General features: G+C 64.1%; 16 protein-coding genes and 1 pseudogene. 12 read left to right on the top strand and 5 right to left on the bottom strand.

The window, feature by feature from the left end; all coding sequences use genetic code 11:
• The first annotated feature begins 39 nt into the window (after positions 1-39).
• From GTP55_RS17185 to GTP55_RS17175, 3 genes are all read left to right on the top strand, one after another.
• The gene (locus GTP55_RS17185; protein ID WP_161046074.1) at positions 40-1,293 is read left to right on the top strand and encodes an Hsp70 family protein; all 1,254 of its coding nucleotides are present in this window, start codon (positions 40-42) and stop codon (positions 1,291-1,293) included.
• A 3-nt stretch (positions 1,294-1,296) separates the two neighbouring features.
• On the top strand, positions 1,297-1,920 hold the full coding sequence (locus tag GTP55_RS17180) for a 3'-5' exonuclease (RefSeq protein ID WP_161046073.1): 624 nt from the start codon (positions 1,297-1,299) through the stop codon (positions 1,918-1,920).
• Positions 1,921-1,995: 75 nt separating this feature from the next.
• Entirely contained in the window at positions 1,996-3,399 is a 1,404-nt protein-coding gene (locus GTP55_RS17175) for a tetratricopeptide repeat protein (RefSeq protein ID WP_161046072.1), read from the top strand.
• Positions 3,400-3,421: 22 nt separating this feature from the next.
• Here the strand turns inward: GTP55_RS17175 and GTP55_RS17170 are convergent.
• Positions 3,422-4,621, bottom strand: a pseudogene (locus GTP55_RS17170) (EAL domain-containing protein); the annotation flags it as partial.
• Positions 4,622-4,831: 210 nt separating this feature from the next.
• Here GTP55_RS17170 and GTP55_RS17165 point away from each other — a divergent pair.
• The 5 genes from GTP55_RS17165 (at position 4,832) to GTP55_RS17145 (ending at position 12,721) form a co-directional block, all read left to right on the top strand.
• On the top strand, positions 4,832-5,452 hold the full coding sequence (locus GTP55_RS17165) for a methylamine utilization protein (protein WP_161046071.1): 621 nt from the start codon (positions 4,832-4,834) through the stop codon (positions 5,450-5,452).
• A gap of 16 nt (positions 5,453-5,468) precedes the next feature.
• Positions 5,469-7,889: a putative bifunctional diguanylate cyclase/phosphodiesterase gene (locus GTP55_RS17160; RefSeq protein ID WP_161046070.1), complete on the top strand. Its 2,421-nt coding sequence runs from the start codon at positions 5,469-5,471 to the stop codon at positions 7,887-7,889.
• Between the two features lie 103 nt (positions 7,890-7,992).
• On the top strand, positions 7,993-9,066 hold the full coding sequence (locus tag GTP55_RS17155; protein WP_161046069.1) for a DUF5694 domain-containing protein: 1,074 nt from the start codon (positions 7,993-7,995) through the stop codon (positions 9,064-9,066).
• Positions 9,067-9,113: 47 nt separating this feature from the next.
• Positions 9,114-11,279 (top strand): prolyl oligopeptidase family serine peptidase, encoded by a 2,166-nt coding sequence (locus GTP55_RS17150; protein ID WP_202423743.1) that lies wholly within the window; start codon positions 9,114-9,116, stop codon positions 11,277-11,279.
• A gap of 239 nt (positions 11,280-11,518) precedes the next feature.
• On the top strand, positions 11,519-12,721 hold the full coding sequence (locus GTP55_RS17145; protein WP_161046068.1) for an ammonium transporter: 1,203 nt from the start codon (positions 11,519-11,521) through the stop codon (positions 12,719-12,721).
• 3 nt (positions 12,722-12,724) lie between these two features.
• On the opposite strand, the gene GTP55_RS17140 is transcribed toward GTP55_RS17145, so the two are convergent.
• Positions 12,725-13,309 carry a helix-turn-helix domain-containing protein gene (locus GTP55_RS17140; protein WP_161046067.1) on the bottom strand — a complete coding sequence of 195 codons (585 nt, stop codon included), beginning with the start codon at positions 13,307-13,309 and terminating at the stop codon, positions 12,725-12,727.
• Positions 13,310-13,424: 115 nt separating this feature from the next.
• On the opposite strand from GTP55_RS17140, the gene kbl reads away from it, so the two are divergent.
• From kbl to GTP55_RS17125, 3 genes are read left to right on the top strand one after another with little or no spacing between them, the layout of a single operon-like run.
• Positions 13,425-14,627, top strand: coding sequence for a glycine C-acetyltransferase (gene kbl / locus GTP55_RS17135; RefSeq protein ID WP_161046066.1), 1,203 nt, complete (start codon positions 13,425-13,427; stop codon positions 14,625-14,627).
• A gap of 25 nt (positions 14,628-14,652) precedes the next feature.
• Positions 14,653-15,621 (top strand): NAD-dependent epimerase/dehydratase family protein, encoded by a 969-nt coding sequence (locus GTP55_RS17130; protein WP_161046065.1) that lies wholly within the window; start codon positions 14,653-14,655, stop codon positions 15,619-15,621.
• On the top strand, positions 15,621-16,994 hold the full coding sequence (locus GTP55_RS17125) for an L-serine ammonia-lyase (RefSeq protein ID WP_161046064.1): 1,374 nt from the start codon (positions 15,621-15,623) through the stop codon (positions 16,992-16,994). Before GTP55_RS17130 ends, GTP55_RS17125 begins: the two co-directional genes overlap by 1 nt.
• Here GTP55_RS17125 and GTP55_RS17120 read toward each other — a convergent pair.
• Positions 16,975-18,186 (bottom strand): M56 family metallopeptidase, encoded by a 1,212-nt coding sequence (locus tag GTP55_RS17120; RefSeq protein ID WP_161046063.1) that lies wholly within the window; start codon positions 18,184-18,186, stop codon positions 16,975-16,977. The genes GTP55_RS17125 and GTP55_RS17120 overlap by 20 nt on opposite strands.
• Positions 18,176-18,544: a BlaI/MecI/CopY family transcriptional regulator gene (locus GTP55_RS17115; RefSeq protein ID WP_161046062.1), complete on the bottom strand. Its 369-nt coding sequence runs from the start codon at positions 18,542-18,544 to the stop codon at positions 18,176-18,178. Before GTP55_RS17115 ends, GTP55_RS17120 begins: the two co-directional genes overlap by 11 nt.
• A gap of 111 nt (positions 18,545-18,655) precedes the next feature.
• On the opposite strand from GTP55_RS17115, the gene GTP55_RS17110 reads away from it, so the two are divergent.
• On the top strand, positions 18,656-20,587 hold the full coding sequence (locus GTP55_RS17110) for an FTR1 family protein (RefSeq protein WP_229257992.1): 1,932 nt from the start codon (positions 18,656-18,658) through the stop codon (positions 20,585-20,587).
• Here GTP55_RS17110 and GTP55_RS17105 read toward each other — a convergent pair.
• Positions 20,584-23,313 carry a putative bifunctional diguanylate cyclase/phosphodiesterase gene (locus GTP55_RS17105; RefSeq protein ID WP_161046060.1) on the bottom strand — a complete coding sequence of 910 codons (2,730 nt, stop codon included), beginning with the start codon at positions 23,311-23,313 and terminating at the stop codon, positions 20,584-20,586. The genes GTP55_RS17110 and GTP55_RS17105 overlap by 4 nt on opposite strands.
• Positions 23,314-23,428: the final 115 nt, after the last annotated feature.

Genomic DNA, 23,428 nt, shown 5'->3' with positions numbered 1-23,428 from the left:
GATAAACTCCCGCCCCTTTAGCTGAACGGAAAGGGCAAGATGGCCATTGCTTGCGGCGTTGATTTTGGTACGTCCAATTCCACCGTTGGCTGGGTGCGTCCCGGCCATCCGGTGATGCTGGGACTGGAGGAGGGTAAGACCACCTTGCCGTCGGTTGTCTTCTTTAATGCGGACGACGACGAAGTCACCTATGGGCGCGCGGCGCTGGCCGACTACCTGGCCGGCTACGAGGGGCGCCTGATGCGTTCCATGAAGAGTTTGCTCGGCACCAGCCTGATCGATGGCCAGACCGAGGTCGGCGGCCGCGCGCTGCCGTTCCGCATGCTGCTGGCGCAATTCATCGGCGAGCTCAAGAAGCGTGCCGAACGCGCGGCCGGGCGGGAATTCACCTCGGCCGTGTTCGGCCGTCCGGTGTATTTCATCGACGACAGCAAGGACAACGACCAGCTGGCCGAGGATACGCTGGCCGAGGTGGCGCGCTCGGTCGGCTTCAAGGACATCGCCTTCCAGTTCGAGCCGATTGCCGCCGCGTTCGACTACGAGTCGCAAATCGACCGCGAGGAACTGGTGCTGATCGCCGACATCGGCGGCGGTACCTCGGACTTTTCGCTGGTGCGCCTGTCGCCCGAACGGGCCAGGAAGGCCGAGCGGCGCGACGACATACTGGCCAACGGCGGCGTCCACATCGGCGGTACCGACTTCGATAAATACCTGAGCCTGTCGTCCATCATGCCGCTGCTGGGGTACGGCAGCCGCCTGCGCAACAACAGCGAAGTGCCGTCCAGCTACTTCTTCAACCTGGCGACGTGGCACACCATCAACCAGGTCTACACCAAGAAGATGTGGACCCAGCTGTCCGACCTGATCCGCGATTCGGCCGAGCAGGAAAAACTGGGCCGCCTGCAGCGCCTGATCGACGAGCGCGCCGGCCACTGGCTGGCGATGAAGGCGGAAGAGGGCAAGATCGCGCTGTCCGCCGACGCCGTGGTGCAGCTGGAGCTGGACCGGCTGGCGCCGCCGGTGACGCTGGCGCTGCGCCGCGAGCTGTTCGACGGCGCGATCGACCACCTGGTCGGCTCGGTGGAAACCACGGTGCAGAACTTGCTGCGCGACGCCGGCGTCAAACCGGAAGACGTCGACACGGTGTTCTTCACCGGCGGTTCCAGCGGCGTGCGCAAGCTGCGCGAGCGCATCGGCGCCGTGCTGCCGGCCGCGCGCAAGGTCGAAGGCGACCTGTTCGGCAGCATCGGCGCCGGCCTGGCGCTGGACGCCGTCCGCAAATTTGGCGGATAAACCATGCTCGACCAACCTATCGTCATGCTCGACTTTGAGACCACCGGCCTGTCGCCCGCCATGGGCGACCGCATCACCGAAGTGGCGGCGTTGCGCATCGTCGGCGGCGAGGTGGTCGAGCGCTATGTGTCGCTGATTAATTGCGGCGTGCGCATCCCATCCTTCATCACCGGCCTGACCGGCATCACCCAGTCCATGGTGGACCACGCGCCGCCGGTCGGCGAGGTGGTGCCGCAGCTGCTGGAGTTCATCGGCAGCGATCCGCTGTCGGCCCACAACGCCAGCTTCGACGAAAAGTTCTTGCGCGCCGAGGCGGAACGGCTGACGCTGGCGCCGCGCCATGCGTCGCTGGTGTGTTCGCTCAAGCTGTCGCGCCGCGTGTTCCCCACGCTGGGCAGCTACAAGCTGGGCCAGCTGTCCGGCGCGCTGGGCATCCAGTTCCGCAGCGCCGCCCACCGGGCCGAGGCCGATGCGGAGGTCGCCGCCAAGCTGCTGATCCATATCGGCCAGCATCTGCGCGCAACGTACGGCATCCGCCAGGTCGACACCGACCTGCTGGTGTCGGTCAACAAGTTGGCGGCCGCCAAGGTGCCGCAATTCCTGCAAAAGCGCGGCCAGCCCGTTTGAGCGTCGTCAAATCCGTTCTGGGGACGCGTTTTACACTTTAATCAACAGTGTTGTCACGTTGGTCAGAGGTGTATCGTGAAAAAACCATGCACGGCCAAGGAAGGGTACGACGTCTACCGGTGGTTCCTCGACGCTGCTGAGCGTGGCAATCCCTACGCCCAGTTCAATCTTGGCCGCATGTACAAAAGCGGCGATGGCGTGGCGCGCGACGAATCCCAGGCGTTTGACTGGATGAGCAAAGCTGCCGTCCAGGGACTGGCTTACGCCCAGAATCAGCTGGGCGTGATGTACTACTACGGCCGTGGCGTCGACCACAGCGATGATCTGGCCACCAGCTGGTTTCGCCGCGCCGCCCGCCAGGGCGACGCCTCCGCCCAGCAAAACCTCGGACAAATGTACAAGAAGGGACGCGGCGTGCCGCAGAGCGACGAGGTGGCGCTGGCCTGTTTCTGCCGCGCCGCCGAGCAGGGCCTGCCCAGCGCGCAGACGCTGGTCGGCGAAGCCTACTGCAACGGCTACGGCGTGGCGCGCAATTATCCGATGGCGCTGGCGTGGTTCCGCAAGGCCGCGCTGCAAAACGACGCCAACGCCCAGCTTCGCCTCGGCCTGATGTACAAGCACGCGCTCGGCGTGGCGCGCAACGAGGCGCAGGCCGTGGCCTGGTTCCGGCAGGCGGCGGCGCAGGAAGATCCGGTGGCGCAACGGCTGGTGGGCGTGGCGTACGCCGAAGGGCTGGGCGTGCAGCGTGACCCGCGCCGCGCGTTTGCCTGGCTGTTGCGCGCCGCCGAGCAGGAAGACGCCGACGCCCAGTTCAACCTCGGCGTGATGCTGGCCACCGGCAATGGCGTCGAGCAGGATGACGAGCTGGCTTTGACCTGGTACCGCCGCGCAGCCGAGGCCGGCCATGCGCTGGCCCAGTACAACCTCGGCGGCCTGTATGCGCGCGGCCGTGGTGTCGACCGCGATGAACGGATGGCGCTGGAATGGTACCGGCGCGCGGCCGAGCAGGGCATGCCGCATGCGCAATTCAATGTGGCGGTGATGTACGCCAACGGCCACGGTGTGGGCAAGGACGATGAGCTGGCTGCGGCCTGGTATCGCAGCGCCGCCGAGCAGGGCGATGCCAGCGCGCAGAACAACCTGGGTGTGATGTACGCCAACGGCGTCGGTGTCAAGCGCGACGATCTGCAGGCGGTCGACTGGTACGGCAAGGCGGCCGAGCAGGGCCATGCGCTGGCGCAGTTCAACCTGGGCGGCATGTACGGCAGCGGCCGCGGCGTGGAGCGCGATCCGGCGCAGTCCTTCATGTGGCTCACGCTGGCTGCGCAGGCGGGCGATGTGGCGGCGGTCAGCAACCGCCGTCGCATGGCGCTGGTGATGACGCCGCAAGCTATCGCTGCTGCCCAGCAATTGGTGCGCAAGTGGCGCGACGCCCATCCGCCGTCGTGTTATGTGCCGCACAACCGCGCGGTCGATTAAGGGGCTAGCCCGGCGGCGGCTGGTTGATCTGCCTCTGCGTGATCGCGCGCATCAGGTCGTGGCCGGTGCCCATGCCCAGATAGCGGCCCTGTTCGGTAATGATGAAGCCGTTGAACAGGTGGTGCGCTTCAGCCTCGGCCATGCGGCAGCCGAGTTCCTGCAAGCTGGTATTGCGGTCGGCGATCAGCGGTTGGCGGTCCATGAACTGCTTGCACGACTTGTTGCCGTACAGCTGGCGCTCATAGGGCCGGGCGAAATGCTCGATCATGTCGAAGCGGTTGATCAGCCCCAGCGGCTGGCCGTCGTCCACCACCGGGATGCTCATCAGCTTGGGATGCTGCTGAAATATCTGGTAGACGTCGCGGTTGCTCGTGCATGGCGACACGGTCGGCACTTCGTGCAGCAGCTGGTGGATGCGGCCGGCATGCGGATCCACCGCGCGCTGCGGATACCTGGCCCGGCCATGACGCGCCAGCGCCTTGATGACGTCGGCGGGCGCGGTGCGGGCCGGCATCGGATGCGGCCGCCCCAGATGGTAGCCTTGACCGTAAGCGACGCCCACCTCGCGCAGTACCAGCAGCTCGGCCTGGGTTTCGATGCCCTCGGCAATCACGCGGGTGTTGGACTTCTCCGCAATCTCCTGGATCGAGCGTATAAACTGCAATTTGAGCGGGTCGCGGTTGACGCCCTGGATGAAGTGCATGTCGATCTTGACATATTCCGGCCGCAATTCCGACCACAGCCGCAAGCTGGAAAAGCCTTCGCCGAGGTCGTCGATAGCGATCTGAAAGCCCATCTTGCGGTAATGCAGCACCGCTTCGCGCATCAAATCATAATCGTAGGTGGGCTGGTTTTCGGTCAGCTCGATGATCACCCGCTCGGGGTTGATGCCGATCTGCTGGATCACTTCCAGCGTCTCGCCACGGCGGGCGTCGCGTTGCAGCAGGCATTCAGGGCTGACGTTGAGAAACAGCTTGCCCGGCAGTGCCAGCTCGGCAAAACGCTCCAGCACCACCTTGCGGCACAGGTGCTCCAGCTGCACCGTCAGGCCGTTGGCGCGCGCCGTCTGGAAGAGATTCATCGGCGCATGCAGCGGACTGTCGGACGGTCCGCGTATCAATCCTTCATAGGCGATGATTTCGCCGCGCTGCATGTGTACAATCGGTTGAAACCACGCGCTCAGCTGCTTGCGTGCCAGGATGTCGTATAAATGCGCGCGCAGCACCGCTTCCTCGTCTTCTTTGCGAGGTGTCAGGTAGGTGACTGTGGCGCCACCGGATGGCTGGAGGGCGGAATTCACGATGAATCATTTGCCAATTGTCGGTTTAACTGTACGATCATAGAGTCAATTTATGACTGGATGATGAATTTGGGAAACAGTTGTTCTGCACATGCGCTACACTTATGCCGTCGCCGAGAGAACAGGGAACTTATGCAGTATCGTCATTTCGCTTTTTGCCTGGGCCTGGTTGGCGCGGCCCACGCCGGCGCCACCGGGATTGCGGTGCAGGTCCAGGATGCCACTGGCAAGGTGCTACCGGACACCGTGGTCTATATCGAGGCCGAGGGCGGCGCCACCGGCGGCAAGCCGGGCACCGCACTGATCGAACAGAAGGGCTTGAAGTTTCTGCCGATGGTGACCGTTGTGCAGACCGGCGCCACCATCAACTTCCCGAACAACGACAAGGTCCGTCACCACATTTATTCGTTCTCGCCGGCGCACAAGTTCGACCAGAAGCTGTATTCCGGCCAGGCGGCGTCGCCGCAGATCTTCGACAAGGCCGGCACGGTGGTCCTGGGCTGCAATATTCATGACAAAATGATCGCCTACGTGAAGATCGTCGACACGCCATATTTCGCCAAGACCGATGGCGGCGGCGCGGTGCGCATCGACCTGCCGGCGGGCGGCAAGTACGTGGTCAAGGCCTGGCATTACAATACCGTGGGCGGCGCGACGCCGGAACAGGTGTTGACGGTGAAGGCGGGCGAACTGGCCACCGCGTTGTTCAAGCTGCCGATGAAACCCATTGCGGCCGACGACGCTGCGCTTTAAATAGGATAGTCCCAGCATGCACTTGCGTTTTCGCAGCCTCGAAAGCCGTATTGTCACCTTGTTCCTGGTGCTGATCGTGGCCGTGCAGGTGGTGGGGCTGCTGGTGATCCAGCGCGGCATCGACAACAACGCGCGGCTGGCCATCAGCAGTGAGCTGGTCAACGGCGCCAAGGTGTTCCACCGGCTGCTGGAGCAGAATGCGCAGAACCTGCGCTTTGGCGCGCGGCTGCTGGCGCGCGATACCGCCTTCGTGGCCGCCATCGGCAACAACGATGAAAGCGACCGCGCCACCATCGAGTCGGCGCTGGTCAACAGCGGCCGGCGCATCAAGGCTTCGCTCACCATGCTGATCGGCGAGGACCGCAAGATCAGCGTCTCCACCAATCCGCCGCAGGCGGCGGGCCTGCAGAAAATCGCGCTGTCGATGCTGGACGCGGCGGAAGCGGGCGACGGCGCCATTGGCATCGCCATCGTCGACCACCGGCCGTTCCAGATTGTCGCCATGCCGGTCAAGGCGCCGATCACCATCGGCTGGATTGTGATGACCTTCCCGATCGACCGCCAGCTGGCCAACGACATGCGCGAAGTCAGCTCGCTGCACACCACGGTGCTGACCCGCGACACGCAGGGCAAATGGCTGTCGGCCGGCTCCACCTTCGTCGGACCGTCGGCACAGGAAGTGGTCGACCAGTTGCAGGCGCTGGGCGGCAAGCCGCCTGCGGGGCCGTTCGACATCACGGTGGAGACCTCGCAGTACAGCGCGCGCCTGCTGTCGATCGGCGAGGACAGCGGCCAGACCGCCAGCGTGCTGCTGGCGCGCTCAATCGACGAAGCGACGGCCGAATACCGCCGGCTCGAGCGCTGGCTGATCGGCCTGACGCTGGGCGGCATTTTCGCCTCGGCGCTGGCCATCGTGTTCACCGCCAAGCGCATCGCCCAGCCGATCAGCGAGCTGGTGACCACCGCCAAGCGGCTGGAAGGCGGCGACTACAAGGTTTCGATCGACAGCACGCGCGAAGATGAAATCGGCCAGCTGGCGCACGCCTTCGATTCCATGCGCGAGGGGATCGCCAAGCGCGAACAGGAAATCCGCCGGCTGGCGTATTGGGACCCGCTGACCAACCTGCCGAACCGCGCACAGTTCGTGGTGCAGCTGAACGACGCGCTGCAGGACGCCCGCCGCCGCGAGGAGGCCCTGTTCGTGCTGATGATGGACCTGGACCGCTTCAAACACGTCAACGACGTCATGGGCCACAGCTTTGGCGACGCCTTGCTGCAGCAGGTGGCGGGGCGCCTGCAGCTGCTGCTGGCCAATCGCCGCCAGCTGTCGGCACAAGTGGCGCGTCTGGGCGGCGACGAATTTGCCGTGCTGCTGCCGGCCGCGAACATCGACGCCGCGCTGCTGATGGCGGCCGAGATTTTGCAGGCGCTGGAAACCCCGCTGTCGCTGGAAGACCAGATGGTCGACATCGGCGCCGGCCTCGGCATCGCCGCCTATCCGGAACATGCGGACGATGGCGAGACCTTGTTGAGCATGGCCGAAGTGGCGATGTACGCCGCCAAGCAGCGCAACGACGGCGCCGTGGTGTACGACGCGGCGATGGACAAATCCAGCGCCAAGAGCCTGTCGCTGCTGACGGAGCTGCGCAACGCCGCCGAGCGCAACGAGTTCCGCCTGCACGTGCAGCCGAAGATCTCGCTGCAGACCGGTAAAGTGGTGGGCATGGAGGCGCTGGTGCGCTGGGTTCATCCGGAGCGCGGCAATGTATTCCCCGACGAGTTCATTCCGTTCGCCGAGCAGACCGGCTTTATCCGCGTGCTGACGCGCTGGGTGATGGAGCGTTCGGCCGAGTTGTGCCGCGAACTGGCGCTCAAGGGCCACCCGTTGAAAGTGTCGGTCAACCTGTCCACCCGCGACTTGCTGGACCAGGATCTGCCGGCCAAGTTTGCCGACCTGCTGGCGCGTCACAAGCTGACGCCTGGCTCGTTCTGCCTGGAGATCACCGAGAGTGCCATCATGGACGATCCGGTGCGCGCGCAGCAAACGCTGGAGCGCCTGAGCGCCATGGGTCTCGATTTGTCGATCGACGATTTCGGCACCGGCTACTCGTCGCTGGCCTACCTCAAACGCCTGCCGGTGAATGAACTGAAGATCGACAAGTCCTTCGTGCTGAATATGGAGAACGACGAAGGCGACACCAAGATCGTGCGCTCCACCATTGACCTTGGCCACAACATGGGCCTGCGCGTAGTGGCCGAGGGCATCGAGAGCGAAGCCGTATGGCGGCTGCTGGCGGAGCTGGGCTGCGACCAGGGGCAGGGCTATTTCATGAGCCGTCCGATCCCGGGCGACCAGATGATCCCGTGGCTGGAGAAATGGCAGGCGCCGATCGCCATCGCGCAAACCGACGACAGCGCGGTGGCCGCCGATAGCTGATTTGCATTCCATCCCACGAAAACTGCATTACGTCGCATTTCAAGCGCGCACGCGCGCGTAGCCGCAGTAAGCTGGCGGCATCGTAATCATTCCGGGAGAATGCATGAGCCGTCTGTTTGCCGCCTTGATCGTCGCAGCCCTTGCCAGCCAGGTATCCGCTGCGGAATCCACTGATTTCTCTCCCGGCGCGTTCAAGCTGCAAAACGGCCAGCCGAACCAGCTGCTGGTCCTCGGCACCGAGCATCTGTCGCAGCTGCCCAAGTCCTTCGATCCCGCCAATCTGAGCGCGTTGCTGGAGTTGCTGGCGAACTGGCGGCCCAAGGCCATCGCCATCGAGGCCTTGTCCGGCCCGCAATGCGCCTACCTGCGCCAATACCCCGAGCGCTACGCCGACACCGTTAAGACCTATTGCTTTGATACGGCGCCCGCGCTTGGCGCCACCGGCCTCGATGTGCCGGCGGCCACCGCACAGGCGGAGCGCATGCTCGCCGCGTGGCCTGCCGCGCCAGCGCCGGCCCAGCGCCGCAAGCTGGCGTCGCTGTTCCTGGCTGGCGGCGAACCTGCATCGGCCACGGTCCAGTGGCTGCGCCTGCCGGCGGAACAGCGCCGCGCCGGCGATGGCCTGGACCAAGGCCTGGTCGACAGCCTGGAGAAGCTGCGCCAGAAGCGCAACGAAGACTATCTGATCGCCGTGCCGCTGGCCGTGCGCAGTGGCCATGAGCGCGTCTATCCGATGGACGACCACACCTCCGACGCCTCTGCAGGGGACGAAAAAGCCTACGGCGCCGCCGTGATGAAAGCCTGGGACAATCGCTACACTGCAGAACGCAAGCAGGCTTCCGATGCCTTGCAGGCGCATCTCGACACGCCGGCCGGGGTGCTGGCCATGTACCGCGCCTATAACGCGCCGGGCGCGCCGGAGCAGACCTTCCACAGTGACTTCGGCGCGGCGCTGGAAGAACCCTCGCCGCAGCACTATGGCCGCAACTACACCGGCTCATGGGAGACGCGCAACCTGCGCATGGCCTCCAACATCCGCGAGGTGATGACCACGCAACCCGGCGGCCGCATGCTGGTGATCGTCGGCGCCTCGCACAAAGGCTATCTGGATGCGTACCTGAACCAGATGCACGACGTTCGCATCGTCAACGCCGAGGCGCTGTTACGCGCCGAATAAAAAACCGCTATGATCCACAGCACTTCTTTGACTACATGGACCCTCGAATGAAGCAATTGAAACACGCAGCCATGGCTGCCGCAGTTCTGGTGGCGCAAGGCGCCATGGCGCAAACCTGTAACGTCGCCGGCGCCGGCCTGGCCTATCCGGTTACGCACACAGTGGACCAGCAGGACAACTACCACGGCACCGTCATCGCCGATCCGTACCGCTGGCTGGAAGACGCCAACAGCGCCGAGACCAAGGACTGGGTAGTGGCGCAGAACCAGCTGACGCAAAGTTATCTGGCGCAGATTCCCGGCCGCGCAGCGCTCAAGGAGCGTCTGACCAAGCTGTGGAACTTCGAGCGCTTCAGCGTGCCGTTCAAGGAAGGCGGCCGCTATTTCTACAGCCGTAACGACGGCCTGCAAAATCAGGCGGTGCTGTACACCACCAAGACGCTGGCCGACGTGCCACGCCTGCTGCTCGATCCGAACACGCTGGCCGCCGACGGCACCGTGGCGCTGGCCGGCCTGGCCGTCAGCCCGGATGGCAAATACCTGGCCTACAGCACCGCTGCTTCCGGCTCCGACTGGAACGAGATCAAGGTGCGCGACATCGACAGCGGCAAGGACGTGGAAGACCACATCAAGTGGGTCAAGTTCTCCAGCACTGCATGGCTGCACGACGGTTCAGGCTTCTTCTACAGCCGCTACGACGAGCCGAAGGAAGCCACCAAGCTGGCCGACGTCAATTACTTCCAGAAGCTGTACTTCCACAAACTGGGCACCCAGCAAAGCGCGGACGTGCTGGTGTACGAACGCCCGGACCACAAGGACTGGGGCTTCGGCGCGCAGGTCACTGAGGATGGCCGCTTCCTGATCATCAGTGCTTCGCAAGGCACGGAGAACAAGAACCGCGTGTTCTACAAGGACTTGAGCAAGAAGGACGCGAAAGTGGTCGGCCTGCTGGAGGACTTCGACGCCGCCTATGACTTCGTCGGCAATGACGGTCCGGTGTTCCTGTTCCGCACCGAGCGCAATGCGCCGCGCGGCCGCATCGTCAGCATCGACACCCGCAAGCCGGGTGTGCTGAACTGGAAGCAGATCGTCCCGGAAAGCAGCAACACCATGGTGTCGGCATCGGTGGTCAACAACCAACTGCTGGTGGACTACCTGAGCGACGCGCATAGCCTGGTCAAGGTCTACGACCTGAAAGGCAAGGCGCTGCACGACGTCGAACTGCCTGGCCTGGGCACCGCCGGTGGCTTCAGCGGCAAGCGCGGCGACACCGAGACCTTCTACTCGTACACCAGCTTTACCACGCCGAGCACCATCTACCGCTACGACCTGAAGGCCAACAAGAGCAGTGTGTACCGCCAGCCGAAAGTGGACTTCGATCCGACCGCGTTCGAAACCCGCCAGGAGTTCTTCACCTCGCGTGATGGCACCAAGGTGCCGATGTTCATCGTCTCGAAAAAAGGCCTGAAGCTGGACGGCAGCAATCCGACCTACCTGTATGGCTACGGCGGCTTCAATATCTCGCTGACCCCCAGCTTCTCGGTGGCCAACCTGGCGTGGCTGGAAATGGGCGGCGTCTACGTGATGGCCAACCTGCGCGGCGGCGGCGAGTACGGCGAATCGTGGCACGCCGCCGGCACCAAGCTGCAAAAGCAGAACGTGTTCGACGACTTTATCGGCGCCGCAGAATGGCTGGTGGCGCACAAGGTGACTTCGCCGGCCAAGCTGTCCATCGGTGGCGGCAGCAACGGCGGCCTGCTGGTCGGCGCGGCGATGACGCAGCGTCCGGACCTGTTTGCGGCGGCGATTCCGCAAGTGGGCGTGCTGGATATGCTGCGCTTCCATAAATTCACCATCGGCTGGGCGTGGACTTCGGACTACGGTTCGTCCGACAACGCCGACGAATTCAAGGCGCTGCTCAAGTATTCGCCGCTGCACAACCTGAAGAAAGGCACTTGCTACCCGGCCACCATGATCACCACCGCCGACCATGACGACCGCGTGGTGCCGGCCCACAGCTTCAAGTTTGCCGCCACTGCGCAGGCCGACCAGGCCGCCGGCGGCGCGCCGATCCTGATCCGCATCGAGAGCAAGGCGGGCCACGGCGCCGGCAAGCCGACCACCAAGCAGATCGACGAAGTGGTGGACCGCTGGGGCTTCCTGACCCGCGCGCTGCACATGGATAGCGGCGACGCGACGACTGCTGGACAGTAACAAATCGCCACGCCGGGCGCCCGTCCGGCGGGCTGGCTTGATGAGCATGGTGGCTGGGTCGCTGCAAGAACGCACCAAAATAACGCCTTGTTTTAGTGCGCACCGGGTCGGTGCGCATTTTTGCACCATTTGAAAAACCATTGAAATCAATCACTTAAAATTTGCACCAAATTGGAACGATTATTGCTTCTAGCATGAAACGTTTTTAATTTCTGCATTGTTTTGGGGAGTGATTGTTGATGGATGCACACAAAGACGGCGCCAACGCTTTATTCATTTTGCTCGGCGCTATCATGATTCTGGCCATGCACGCGGGCTTCGCTTTTCTTGAGCTGGGCACGGTGCGCAAGAAAAACCAGGTCAACGCGCTGGTGAAAATCCTGGTCGACTTCGCCGTATCGACCATCGCGTATTTTTTCGTCGGCTACAGCATTGCCTACGGCATCAATTTCTTCTCCTCGGCCGGGGAGCTGTCCGCCAGGAACGGCTACGAGCTGGTCAAATTTTTCTTTCTGCTGACGTTTGCCGCCGCCATTCCGGCGATCATTTCCGGCGGCATCGCCGAGCGCGCGCGTTTCCATCCGCAGACCATCGCCACCGCCTTGCTGGTCGGCCTGATCTATCCATTCTTTGAGGGCATCGCCTGGAACAACCGTTTTGGCGTGCAGGACTGGCTGACGCACACTTTCGGCGCCGCCTTCCACGACTTCGCCGGCTCGGTGGTGGTGCATGCGGTGGGCGGCTGGATCGCGCTGCCGGCGGTGTTGCTGCTGGGCGCGCGCCGTGGCCGCTACATGAAAAACGGCGCCATCGCCGCCCATCCGCCATCGTCGATCCCGTTTTTGGCGCTGGGGGCGTGGATTCTGACCGTCGGCTGGTTCGGCTTTAACGTAATGAGCGCACAGTCGCTGGACAAGATGAACGGTTTGGTTGCGGTCAACTCGCTGATGGCCATGGTGGGCGGCACGCTGGTCGCGCTCATGATGGGCAAGAACGATCCCGGGTTCGCCTACAACGGCCCGCTGGCCGGCCTGGTGGCGGTGTGCGCCGGCTCGGACCTGATGCATCCGCTCGGCGCGCTGGTCACCGGCGGCATCGCCGGCGCGGTGTTTGTCTGGATGTTTACGCTGGCGCAGAACAAGTGGAAGATCGACGACGTGCTGGGCGTATGGCCGCTGCACGGCCTGTGCGGCGCCTGGGGCGGCATCGCTGCCGGCATCTTTGGGCAGAAGGCCTTGGGTGGGATGGGCGGTGTCTCGCTGCTGTCGCAGCTGGTCGGCACGGTGATGGGTGTGGCAGTGGCGCTGATCGGCGGTTACGCGGTGTACGGCGTGCTGAAAGCCACGCTGGGCCTGCGCCTGGACCCGGAAGAGGAATTCCAGGGCGCCGACCTGTCGATCCACCGCATCAGCTCCACGCCGGAGCGCGAAGCCAACTGGTAGTCATTAGCGGTGGATCACCACCAGCAGCGCCTTCGCCTCGGTCTTGCCGACGTTGCGGATGATGTGCTGCTGGTCGCCCGGGTAGCGCGCCGTGCTGCCCAGTTTGACCTTCTTTTTGTCGTTACCGACTTGCACTTCGACCGAGCCGTGCAGCAGCGTCAGATGTTCCTGCGCGCCCGGATCGTGGCCTTGCGAGGCCAGCTCGCCGCCCGGCGACAGCGTCAGTTCATACCATTCATATTTGCTGGCCAGCTCCAGCGGGCCCAGAATGCGCAGCACGTAGCCGGCGTGCAGGCCGGGCAGGGTGGGCGTCTCGTGGGCGTCGATCACGCGGATGGTTTCGGTCTCGCGCTCGGCGGTGGCCAGCAGTTCGCCGATCTGCACGCCCAGCGCATTGGCCAGCCGCCAGGTGATGGCGATGGTGGGGTTGGCCTTCTCGCGTTCAATTTGCGACAACATTGACTTCGAAACACCGGCGATGCGCGACAGATCTTCCAGCGTCAGGCCGCGGGCCAGGCGCAGGCGCTGCAGGGCGGCGCCGACTTCCGGTGGTGCGTTGGTGGAAACGGTTGATACAGTTGTTTTCATTGTTTTGGTTGCGGAGTTCACTGGTTCTCGATAAAATTCAATATATCGAATTTGAATTCGACATAACGAATTTCGCATAAGATAGCGAAATCGTATCACAGACCTGAGGACCATCATGAGCAATCCACAAAATACCTTCTACAGCGGCCTCCAGCAAAGCCTGGATCAATTGCGCGAACAGGGCCTGTACAAGCCAGAGCGCGTACTGGCCTCCCGCCAGGGCTCGGAAGTGATGAGTGAGGATGGCCGAATGCTGATCAATATGTGCGCCAACAATTACCTCGGCCTGTCGGGCGAGGAGTGGGTGGCGCAGGCGTCCATCGACGCCACCGAAAAATATGGCTACGGCCTGTCGTCGGTACGCTTCATCTGCGGCACCCAGACCGTGCACAAACAGCTGGAGCAGGCCATCTCCAGGTTCCTCGGCACCGAAGACACGATTCTGTATGCAGCCGCTTTCGATGCCAACGGCGGCGTGTTCGAGCCGTTGTTCGACGAGAACGACGCCATCATCTCCGACGCGCTGAACCACGCCTCGATTATCGACGGCATTCGCCTGTGCAAGGCCGCGCGTTTCCGCTACGCCCACAACGACATGGCCGACCTGGAAAAGCAGCTGCAAGCGGCCGCCGACAAGCGCCATAAAGTCATCGTCACCGACGGCGTGTTCTCGATGGACGGCACCATCGCCCAGCTGGACAAGATCGTCGAGCTGGCCGACAAATACGGCGCGCTGGTAATGATCGACGAATGCCACGCCTCCGGCTTCATGGGCAAGACCGGCCGCGGCACGCACGAGCACCACAACGTGGTCGGCAAGATCGACATCATCACCGGCACGCTGGGCAAGGCGCTGGGCGGCGCCATGGGCGGCTTCACCTCCGGCCGCAAGGAAGTAATCGAGATGCTGCGCCAGAAATCGCGTCCTTACCTGTTCTCGAACACGCTGGCGCCGTCGATCGCCGGCGCGTCGCTGGCCGTGCTGCAGCAGCTGTCGCAATCGACCGAACTGCGCGATCGCCTGCACGAGAACACCGCGTACTTCCGTAAAGAGATCGAAGCGCTCGGCTTCACTATCAAGCCGGGCACCCACCCTGTGGTTCCTGTGATGTTGTTCGAAGCGCCGGTGGCGCAGAAGTTCGCCGCGCGAATGTATGAACTGGGCGTGCTGCTCAGCGGCTTCTTCTACCCGGTGGTTCCGATGGGCCAGGCGCGCGTGCGCGTCCAACTGTCTGCCGCGCATACCCGCGAGCAGCTGGACACCGTACTCAAGGCATTCGAACAGGCCGGCCGCGAATTGGGCCTGCTGAAGAACTAATATGAAAATCGTCAGGAACACAGAAATGGAACAACAAAAAATTCTCGTCATCGGCGCCAATGGCCAGATCGGCAGTGAACTGGTGGAAGCACTGGCCACACAACACGGTGCACAGAACGTCATCGCCAGCGATGTCAGCCCGACCAACCTGTATCAGGCAGCGCGCTACACCATGCTGAACGTGCTGGATAAAGTAGCATTGGCCTCATTGATCACCGATGAAGGCATCACCCAGGTGTACCAGCTGGCGGCGATGCTGTCGGCCACCGGCGAAGCGGCGCCGTTGAAGGCGTGGACGCTGAACATGGACGGCCTGCTGAATATTCTGGAAGTGGCGCGCGAGCGCGGCGCCATCGGCAAGCCGCTGAAGGTGTTCTGGCCGTCGTCGATCGCCGCCTTCGGCCCGAACACGCCGCAAACCGATACGCCGCAACTGACGGTGATGGACCCAACCACCATCTATGGCATCAGCAAGCTGGCCGGCGAGCGCCTGTGCGAATACTATTTCCTGAAGTACGGCGTGGACGTGCGTTCGATCCGCTACCCAGGCATCATCAGCTACAAGTCGCCACCGGGCGGCGGCACCACCGATTACGCGATTGCGATCTTCCACTCGGCGCTGCGCGGCGAGCGTTATGAATGCTTCCTCGGCCCGCACACCACGCTGCCGATGATCTACATGCCCGACGCGATCCGCGCCACCATCGAGTTGATGGATGCGCCGGCGGAGCTGGTCAAGGTGCGTTCCTCGTACAACGTTGCCGGGGTGTCGTTCAATCCGGAGCAGCTGGCTGCGGCGATTACCCGCAAGCTGCCGGACTTTAAAATCGCCTACCAGCCGGACAGCCGCCAGGCCATCGCCGACTCCTGGCCGCAAAGCCTGGACGACGCAACCGCCACTGCGGACTGGGGCTGGAAAGCCCGCATCGGCGTCGATGAAATGGTCGACAGCATGCTGGCCAATATCGACGTCAGCTTGGGCAAGGCCGCCTGATGGACATGAGCGTCTTCGATCTGTTCAAGATCGGCATCGGCCCATCGAGCTCGCACACCGTGGGCCCGATGGTTGCGGCGCGCCGCTTCCTGCTGGATAACGCGCCATTGGAGGACGTGACCGAAGTCAAGGCCGAGCTATATGGCTCGCTGGCCTTGACCGGTATCGGCCACGCGACCGACAAAGCCGTGCTGCTCGGCCTGATGGGCGAAACGCCGCAGGACGTGGTGCCGACCCGCGTGGATGCGCAACTGGCGGAAGCCGAGGCGGCCGGCCAGCTCGCGCTGCTCGGCAAGCAGGTGGTGCCGTTCAAACGCGGCACGCATCTGGTATTCCACATGGCCGAATCGCTGCCGGAGCACCCGAACGGCATGCGCTTCACGCTGACTCGCAAGGACGGCAGCAGCGTCGCCAAAGTCTACTACTCGGTCGGTGGAGGCTTTATCCGCGAAGAGGGCGAGGAGGCGGCGTTGGCGGCGTCGGTGGTGGTGCCTTACCCGTTCGGCACCATGGACGAACTGCTGGCGCACGGCGTGCGCAGCGGCCTGACCATCCCGCAGATGCTGCGCGCGAATGAGCGCGTGCGCGTCAGCGACGATGAGCTGAACACCGGCCTGGATAAAATCTGGAGGGTGATGCGCGACTGTATCGCCCATGGTCTCGACACGCCGGGCCAGTTGCCGGGCGGCTTGAACGTCAAGCGCCGCGCCGCCGGCCTGTGGAAGCAGGCCAGCACCAGCAGCCCGGCGGACAGCCTGCCGCACGACGCCATGCATCTGGTCAGCCTGTATGCGATGGCGGTCAACGAAGAAAACGCCGCCGGCGGACGCGTGGTCACCGCGCCGACCAACGGCGCGGCCGGCATCATCCCGGCGGTGCTGCGCTACTACGCGGAAGACTGCAAGCCGAGCGACCCGGTCACCGGCGTGCGCGACTTCATGCTGACGGCTGCGGCCATCGGCATGCTGTGCAAGCGGAATGCGTCGATCTCCGGCGCGGAAATCGGCTGCCAGGGCGAAGTGGGCGTCGCTTGCGCGATGGCTGCTGCGGGCCTGGTCGCCGCGCTGGGCGGCAGCAATGGTCAGATCGAGAACGCCGCCGAAATCGGCATCGAGCACCACTTGGGCATGACCTGCGATCCGATCGGAGGGCTGGTCCAAATTCCCTGTATCGAGCGGAACGGCATGGGCGCCGTCAAGGCGATCACGGCCGCCTCGCTTGCTCTAAAGGGCGATGGCACGCACTTCGTCAGCCTCGATGAAGTGATCGAGACCATGCGCCAGACCGGCGCCGACATGCAGGCGAAGTACAAAGAAACTTCGCTGGGCGGCCTGGCGATTCACGTCATCACCGTCAATCACGCGGCTTGCTGACGGCCAGTTGTAGTTTGAACTGATCGTCCACGCCGACGGTTGCGGTTTCGCCGATCGGCACCAGCAAGCCTGGGCTGCTGATCACGCGGTCGTCATGCTTGATGACCGCTTTCACAAACACGGAGCTGGCGCTGGCCTTGGTCAGCATCAGCTCCGTGCGCCATTTGCCGCCTTTCCCGGTGCTGGTCACTGCCGCCTGCACGCCTTCCTGCACCAGCAGTGCCGGCGAGGACGACTCGCCGCCCGCGCTCAACTTCATAGTGACCATGTATTTGTCCGGGCTTGCCACGCCGGCGTTGGCGGCCATGGCGCCGTAGCCGCAGGCGGCGACGAGGGCGGTGATGGTGATGCGGCCGAACACGCGGCGAAGCCTGGTGGGTGGCGTTTGCTGCAACTGCATGATGCGCTCCTTCAGTGGGTGAGTGGACTGCCAGTGGCAATGGATCAGTGCTGCCTGGGTGGACATCTGCGTCTTCAGCATGGCCTCGGCGTAGCTGCGCTTCAAGCCTGGATGCGCGTGCATGACGGCGGCGTCGCACGCCAGTTCCTGATCCAGCCGGAAGCGGCGCGCGGCCAGATGCACCAGCGGATGGAACCACAGCGCGCATTGAAGCAGTGCGCACAGGGCGTTCATCAAGGGATCGCGGCGGCGCAGATGCACAGCTTCGTGGGCGAGGATCAGTTGCTGCTCTTGTGGCGTGTAGCGCGCGGCGAAATCGGCCGGCACCACGATCACGGGCCGCCACAGGCCAACCACCGCCGGCCCTTCGTCGGTGCGCATACTGTGATAGAGACTGCCATCGCGGCGGAGCGGGCCAAGCTGCTTGCGGTAGCGACGGTGAGCGACGCCATACCACGCCAGCATCGCCACGGCCACCGCCAGCCAGGCCGCCGCCAACCACGTCTGCCACTGCTGCCATGGCATGCCGGCGATGCCGGCGGCGGGCAGGCCAGCGCTGGCGAGATGGCGCAACGGTGCCACCACCTGCTGCACCTGAGCAGGCATGCGTACGGTGGACAGCATGGCCAGTGCTGTCGCCGCCAGCGCGATCGGCACTGCGGCCCACGCCATGTAGGCGACCGCCGCGCCAAACGCACGTCGCAGCGGCACACGCGCGGCGCACAGCAACGCAATGACAGCGCCGGCAATCAGGCTGGCGGCAAGCAGCGCATGCAGGATGTCATTTGCCATCGCTAAGCTCTTTGACCAGTCGCTTCAGATCTTCAAGATCGTCTGCACTCAGTTTGCCGTGCTGGCCGAAATGCGCGACCAGCGGCGCGATGCGGCCGCCGAACAGGCGCTGCACCATGCTGCCGCTTTCCGTCACCAGCCACTGGTCACGCGTCAGCAGCGGCGAGTAGAGGAAGCGCCGGCCGTCCTTGTCGGCGCGCACCGCTCCTTTTCTGAGCAGGCGATTTAACAGCGTTTTGATGGTGGCGACTTGCCAGGCCTGTTGATCGCTGAGCGCCGCCACCACGTCTTCCGCCGTGCGCGGGCTACCGCTCCACAGCACTTCCATGACTTGCGATTCGGCATCGCTGATTTGCATAGGTTTATTCATGCGGTTAACGATTACACATGTAATCGATGATGTCAACCTGCAGAAACTTGGAAATTGGAATATAGTCGCCGACTTGGATACACAATGAGAATAAGAATCATGTTGATTGCGATGAGAATCTGGTCGATAGCGCTGCTGGCCTTCTGCCTGAATGGAACCGTGCACGCGCAGGCGAGCGATCCAAGCGCCGGCGCAAGGCAGTTATGGCAGCTGATTGATTACGTCGCCGTCGATTACGGCGGTGCGGTGGAACATGGCGCGGTGGCCAGTGAGTCCGAATATGCGGAAATGCTGGACTTCACCGACAACGCCGTCAAGCAAGCCGCTGGCCTGCCGCCGCATGCGTCCCAGGGGGCGGTATCGGCTGCGGTGGCAGACCTGCGCGCCGCTGTCATGCGCAAGGCCGATGCGGCCGATGTCAAGAATCTTGCACACCGCGCCAACGCTTTGCTGATCGCTGCCTATCCGATTCCGGTGGCGCCGAAGGCCTTGCCGAATCTGGCACGCGGCGCTTCGCTGTATGCCGCGCAGTGCGCCGCCTGTCACGGCGCGGCGGGTCATGGCGATGGCGCACTCGCCGCCACGCTCGATCCCAAGCCGATTGCTTTCTCGGACGCTGAACGCGCGCAGTCGCGCAGCCTGATGGCGCTGTACCAGGTGGTGTCGCAAGGAGTGGCGGGAACCTCGATGGCCAGTTTTGCGGCTTTGCCGGAAGCCGACCGCTGGGATCTCGCGTTCTTCATCGGCGGCCTGTCGTTCGATGCTGCCGCCCGCGCGCGCGGCGAAAAATTATGGAAGGATCATCCCGCGCTGCATGCGCAATTCCCCGACCTGGCCGCAGTCACCACGCTGACGCAGGAAGCCATCGCCGCCAGAACCGGCATGCAGACGGCGCATGATTTGACCGCTTACATTCGCAGCCAACCGGCGCAGGCCGAACGACAAAAACCGTCCGGCCTGGCGCTGTCGCGCGCCCGCCTGGCGGAAAGCCTGGCCGCCTTGCATGCGGGCGACCGCGCGGCGGCCACCAAGCTTGGCTTGTCCGCCTATCTGGACGGCTTCGAGCCGATCGAACCGGTGGTCGGCGCGCGTAACAAGTCACTGCTGGCGGCTGTCGAAAGCGCCATGCTGGCGTATCGCTCCGCCGTCGCTGGCGGCGATGTGGCCAAGGCCGACGCGGTCGGCAGGGAACTCGCGCAGCTGTTTACGTTGGTGGAAGCCGAACTCGGTGACGCCAAGGCCGACCCGATGACGACCTTCGTCGGCGCGCTGACCATCCTGCTGCGCGAAGGCGTTGAGGCGCTGTTGATCGTGATCGGCATCGTCGCCTTCCTGCGCAAGGCGCAGCGCAAGGACGTGCTGCTGCATGTCCACGCCGGCTGGATCGGCGCACTGGTGGCGGGTGTGCTGACCTGGGTGGCGGCGACCTACCTGGTAACCATCAGCGGCGCCAGTCGCGAAGTCAGCGAAGGCGTCGGCTCGGTGTTCGCGGCACTGGTGCTGTTGAGCGTTGGCCTGTGGATGCACCAGAAGAGCAGCGCCGGTCGCTGGCAGGAATATTTGAGCGGGAAGCTGTCGGCGGCGATGACCCGCAAAACTGCGTGGAGCCTGTTCGCGCTGTCCTTCATCGCCGTCTACCGCGAAGTGTTCGAGACAGTACTGTTCTACTCTGCGCTGGCGGCGGACGGCAACGGCGGCGCGCTGCTGGGAGGTTTCATCGCGGCGGTGGTGCTGCTGGCGATGATTGGCTGGGTGCTGCTGCGCTCCAGCGCGCGTATGCCGATCGGGAAGTTCTTCTCCTTCACCTCCGGCTTTGTCGCGGTGCTGGCAGTGATCTTGATCGGCAAGGGCGTGGCGGCGTTGCAGGAAGCTGGCTGGGTGGGCGTGACGCCGGTCAGCTTCCCTCGCATCGACATGCTGGGCCTGCTGCCGACCGCCGAAACGCTGGGTTCCCAGGCGCTGATCCTGGCGATTCTGCTGGCCGGTTTTGGCTTCAACCGGTTCTTTGCGGCGCGGCGGGTGAAAGCTTAAGCTTCCAGCAGCGCGCGGAAGGCATCCGGCAGCAATGGCTTGCTGAAGTGGTAGCCCTGCATCTCATCGCAGTCCTGCTCGCGCAGGAAGTCCAGCTGCGCCGTGGTCTCCACGCCTTCGGCGATGGTGGTCAGCCCCAGGCTGCGCGCCATGTTGATGATGGCGCTGACAATGGCCTTGTCCTCGCTGTCGGTGCTGATGTCGCGCACGAAGGACTGGTCGATCTTCAGTTTGTAGACCTTGAACTTCTTCAGGTGGCTGAGTGACGAGAAGCCGGTGCCGAAATCGTCGATCGACATGCGGATGCCACGGTCGTGCAGCTGGTTCATGGTGGCGATGGCGCCTTGCGGGTCCTGCACCGCCACGCCCTCGGTCAATTCCAGTTCCAGGTATTCTGGCGGCAGGCCTTCTTCGTACAGCACTTGCGCCACATGCGAGGGCAGGTCGGCAGTGCGGAACTGGATGGCCGACAGATTCACCGCCATCACCAGCGGCGGCAGGCCGTCGTCCAGCCACTGGCGCGCCTGACGCACGGCCTGACGCAGCACCCAGTCGCCGATCGACACAATCAGGCCGCTTTCCTCGGCGGCCGGAATGAATTCGGCAGGTGATACCACGCCCAGCTCCGGCGTACTCCAGCGCAGCAGCGCCTCCGCGCCGACAATGCGGCCGGTCTTCAGCGAGACCTGCGGCTGATACACCACGTGCATCTGCTCGCGTTCCAGCGCGTAGCGCAGCGCGTTTACCACCTGCAGGTGGCGCGCGGCCCGCTGTTGCATGGCGGCGGTGAAAAAGCGGAAGTCGTGGCGGCCGGCGCGCTTGACCTGGTACATGGCGGCGTCGGCGCGTTGCAACAACGTCTCGATATCCAGCCCGTCGTCCGGATACATGGCGATGCCGATCGAGGCCGACACCTTGAGGTCGTGCGTGCCCACCGTGTAGGCCTGGCCGGTGAGGTCGAGCAGCTTGCGGGCGACGTCGCTCGCTTCGCCGCCGCCGGCATTCGGCAGCACGAAGATGAATTCATCGCCTCCGAGGCGCGCCACCAGGTCGGTGTCGCGCAGGCAGCTGGTCAGGCGCAGCGCCAGTTCCGACAGCAGCGCGTCGCCCACCGTGTGGCCGAGCGAATCGTTGATGTCCTTGAAGTGATCCAGGTCCAGCATCATCAACGCCATCGAGGTGCGGCTGTTGCGCGCATGTTCCAGCAGGTGGCGCGCGCGTTCGTGCAACTGTGAGCGGTTCGGCAGTCCGGTCAGCACATCGTAATGCGCCAGATACTGCACGCGCTGGTCGGCCTGCTGGCGTACCGCCTCGCGGTCGAAGTTCTTCAGCGCGAATTCGATATCGAGCGTCATTTCCAGCAGCAGTTCGCGCACGTCCTGGTCGAAGGCGTTGACGGTGCTGGAGTAGGGCGCGAAGAAGCCGATGATCTCGCCGTCGCGGCGCAACGGAATCGCCGCCGACGCGGCCCATCCATAACGCGCGCCATGCGCGTGCCAGTGGGCCGTCTCCGGCGCGTGCTGGTAGTCCTGGCACCAGTAAGGCTGGCCGCTGTGGTAGGACAGGCCGATCGGACCGCGGCCTTCCGGCGTGTTCGGGTCGAGCGAGACTTCCAGCTGGTCCAGGTATTCGACGCCGCCGCCGAACGAGGCGGCGACGTCGATGCGGCCATGCTGCTTGTCGATGATGCCGATCCACGCCATGGCCATGCCGCCGTAGCTGACCACGTCGCGGCAAATGCGCTCGAACAGTTCCGCTTCGCTGTGGCTGCGCACAATCGCCTGGTTGCACTGGCTCAGCGCCGAGTACAGGCGGCTGACGCGCTGGATGCGTTCCACCGCCTCATTGCGTTCGGCGTCCAGCCGCGCCAGGCCTTGCTGTGTATGGGCCAGCCAGCCCCACACGCTGTCGCGGGCATCGTCGGTGACGGTTAGCGGATCGGAGAAATCGCCGCGCCCCAGCTTTTCCATGCTGGCCTGAAGCTGGTCGACCGAGCAGCCAAGCGACGCGTCCAGCCGTCGCTTGGCGCGCCATACCAGCAGCACCAGCACCACGGCGCTGAACATGAAGGCCCACCGGGCCAGGTTGGCATCGCGCGCGGTCTCCTCGACCAGCCTGCGGGTGCGGCGGTCAACGCTGTCGTTGACGGCGCCGATGGGGCGCATGATGTCGGCCTTGGCGCGGTGGTAGGCGGCGTCGTACAGCATGGCGGTGGCCTGAGCGACGTCGCCGCCGGCCGCGCGCAGGTCCATCGCGGCGACCTCCAGCCCCACCAGCTTGTCCGATTCGTTCTTGGCGGCGGCCAGCAGCGCCAGCTCTTCCGGCGCGAAATCGGCTTCGCGCATCATTTGCATCAATGGCACGGCGGCGCCAGCGGCGCGCGGACGCTGGCCGTTGGCCTGCACCAGATCCCAATACACGTTCTCGTAGTTTTGCGGGCGCGGCGCGCGGCCGTCGCGGATGTCGACGATTTCGTTGTAGTGCTTGCGGTATTGCTCCTCGCCGGTGGCGACGTAGGTGCGCGCCATGCGCGTCAGGTCGTCGGAGGACTGGCGCAACTCCTCGACCAGATTGTGCGAGGTGTAGCGCAGCGCATTGGCGTGGTCGATGCGCTTTTCGGTCCACACGTAGAACATGAAGGCTGCCGCAACCAGCAGCAGTGTGGCAAAGCAGGCCCACAGGTAGCTGATGAACTGGGGGCGTGGCGGGGTGACGTGGGACTTCATGTGGTTTTGCGGCGAGATGCGGAAGTTAGGCTGTAATTCAGCAGTATCCGGCAGTATAGGGCCTGGCCCGGTCACCAGCCAGCACCGCAGGTCAAGGTCATGACCATAAAACAAC

The organism is Duganella margarita (assembly GCF_009857535.1).
GTDB lineage: Bacteria > Pseudomonadota > Gammaproteobacteria > Burkholderiales > Burkholderiaceae_D > Rugamonas > Rugamonas margarita.
This window is presented reverse-complemented; position numbering and strand designations above follow the sequence as displayed.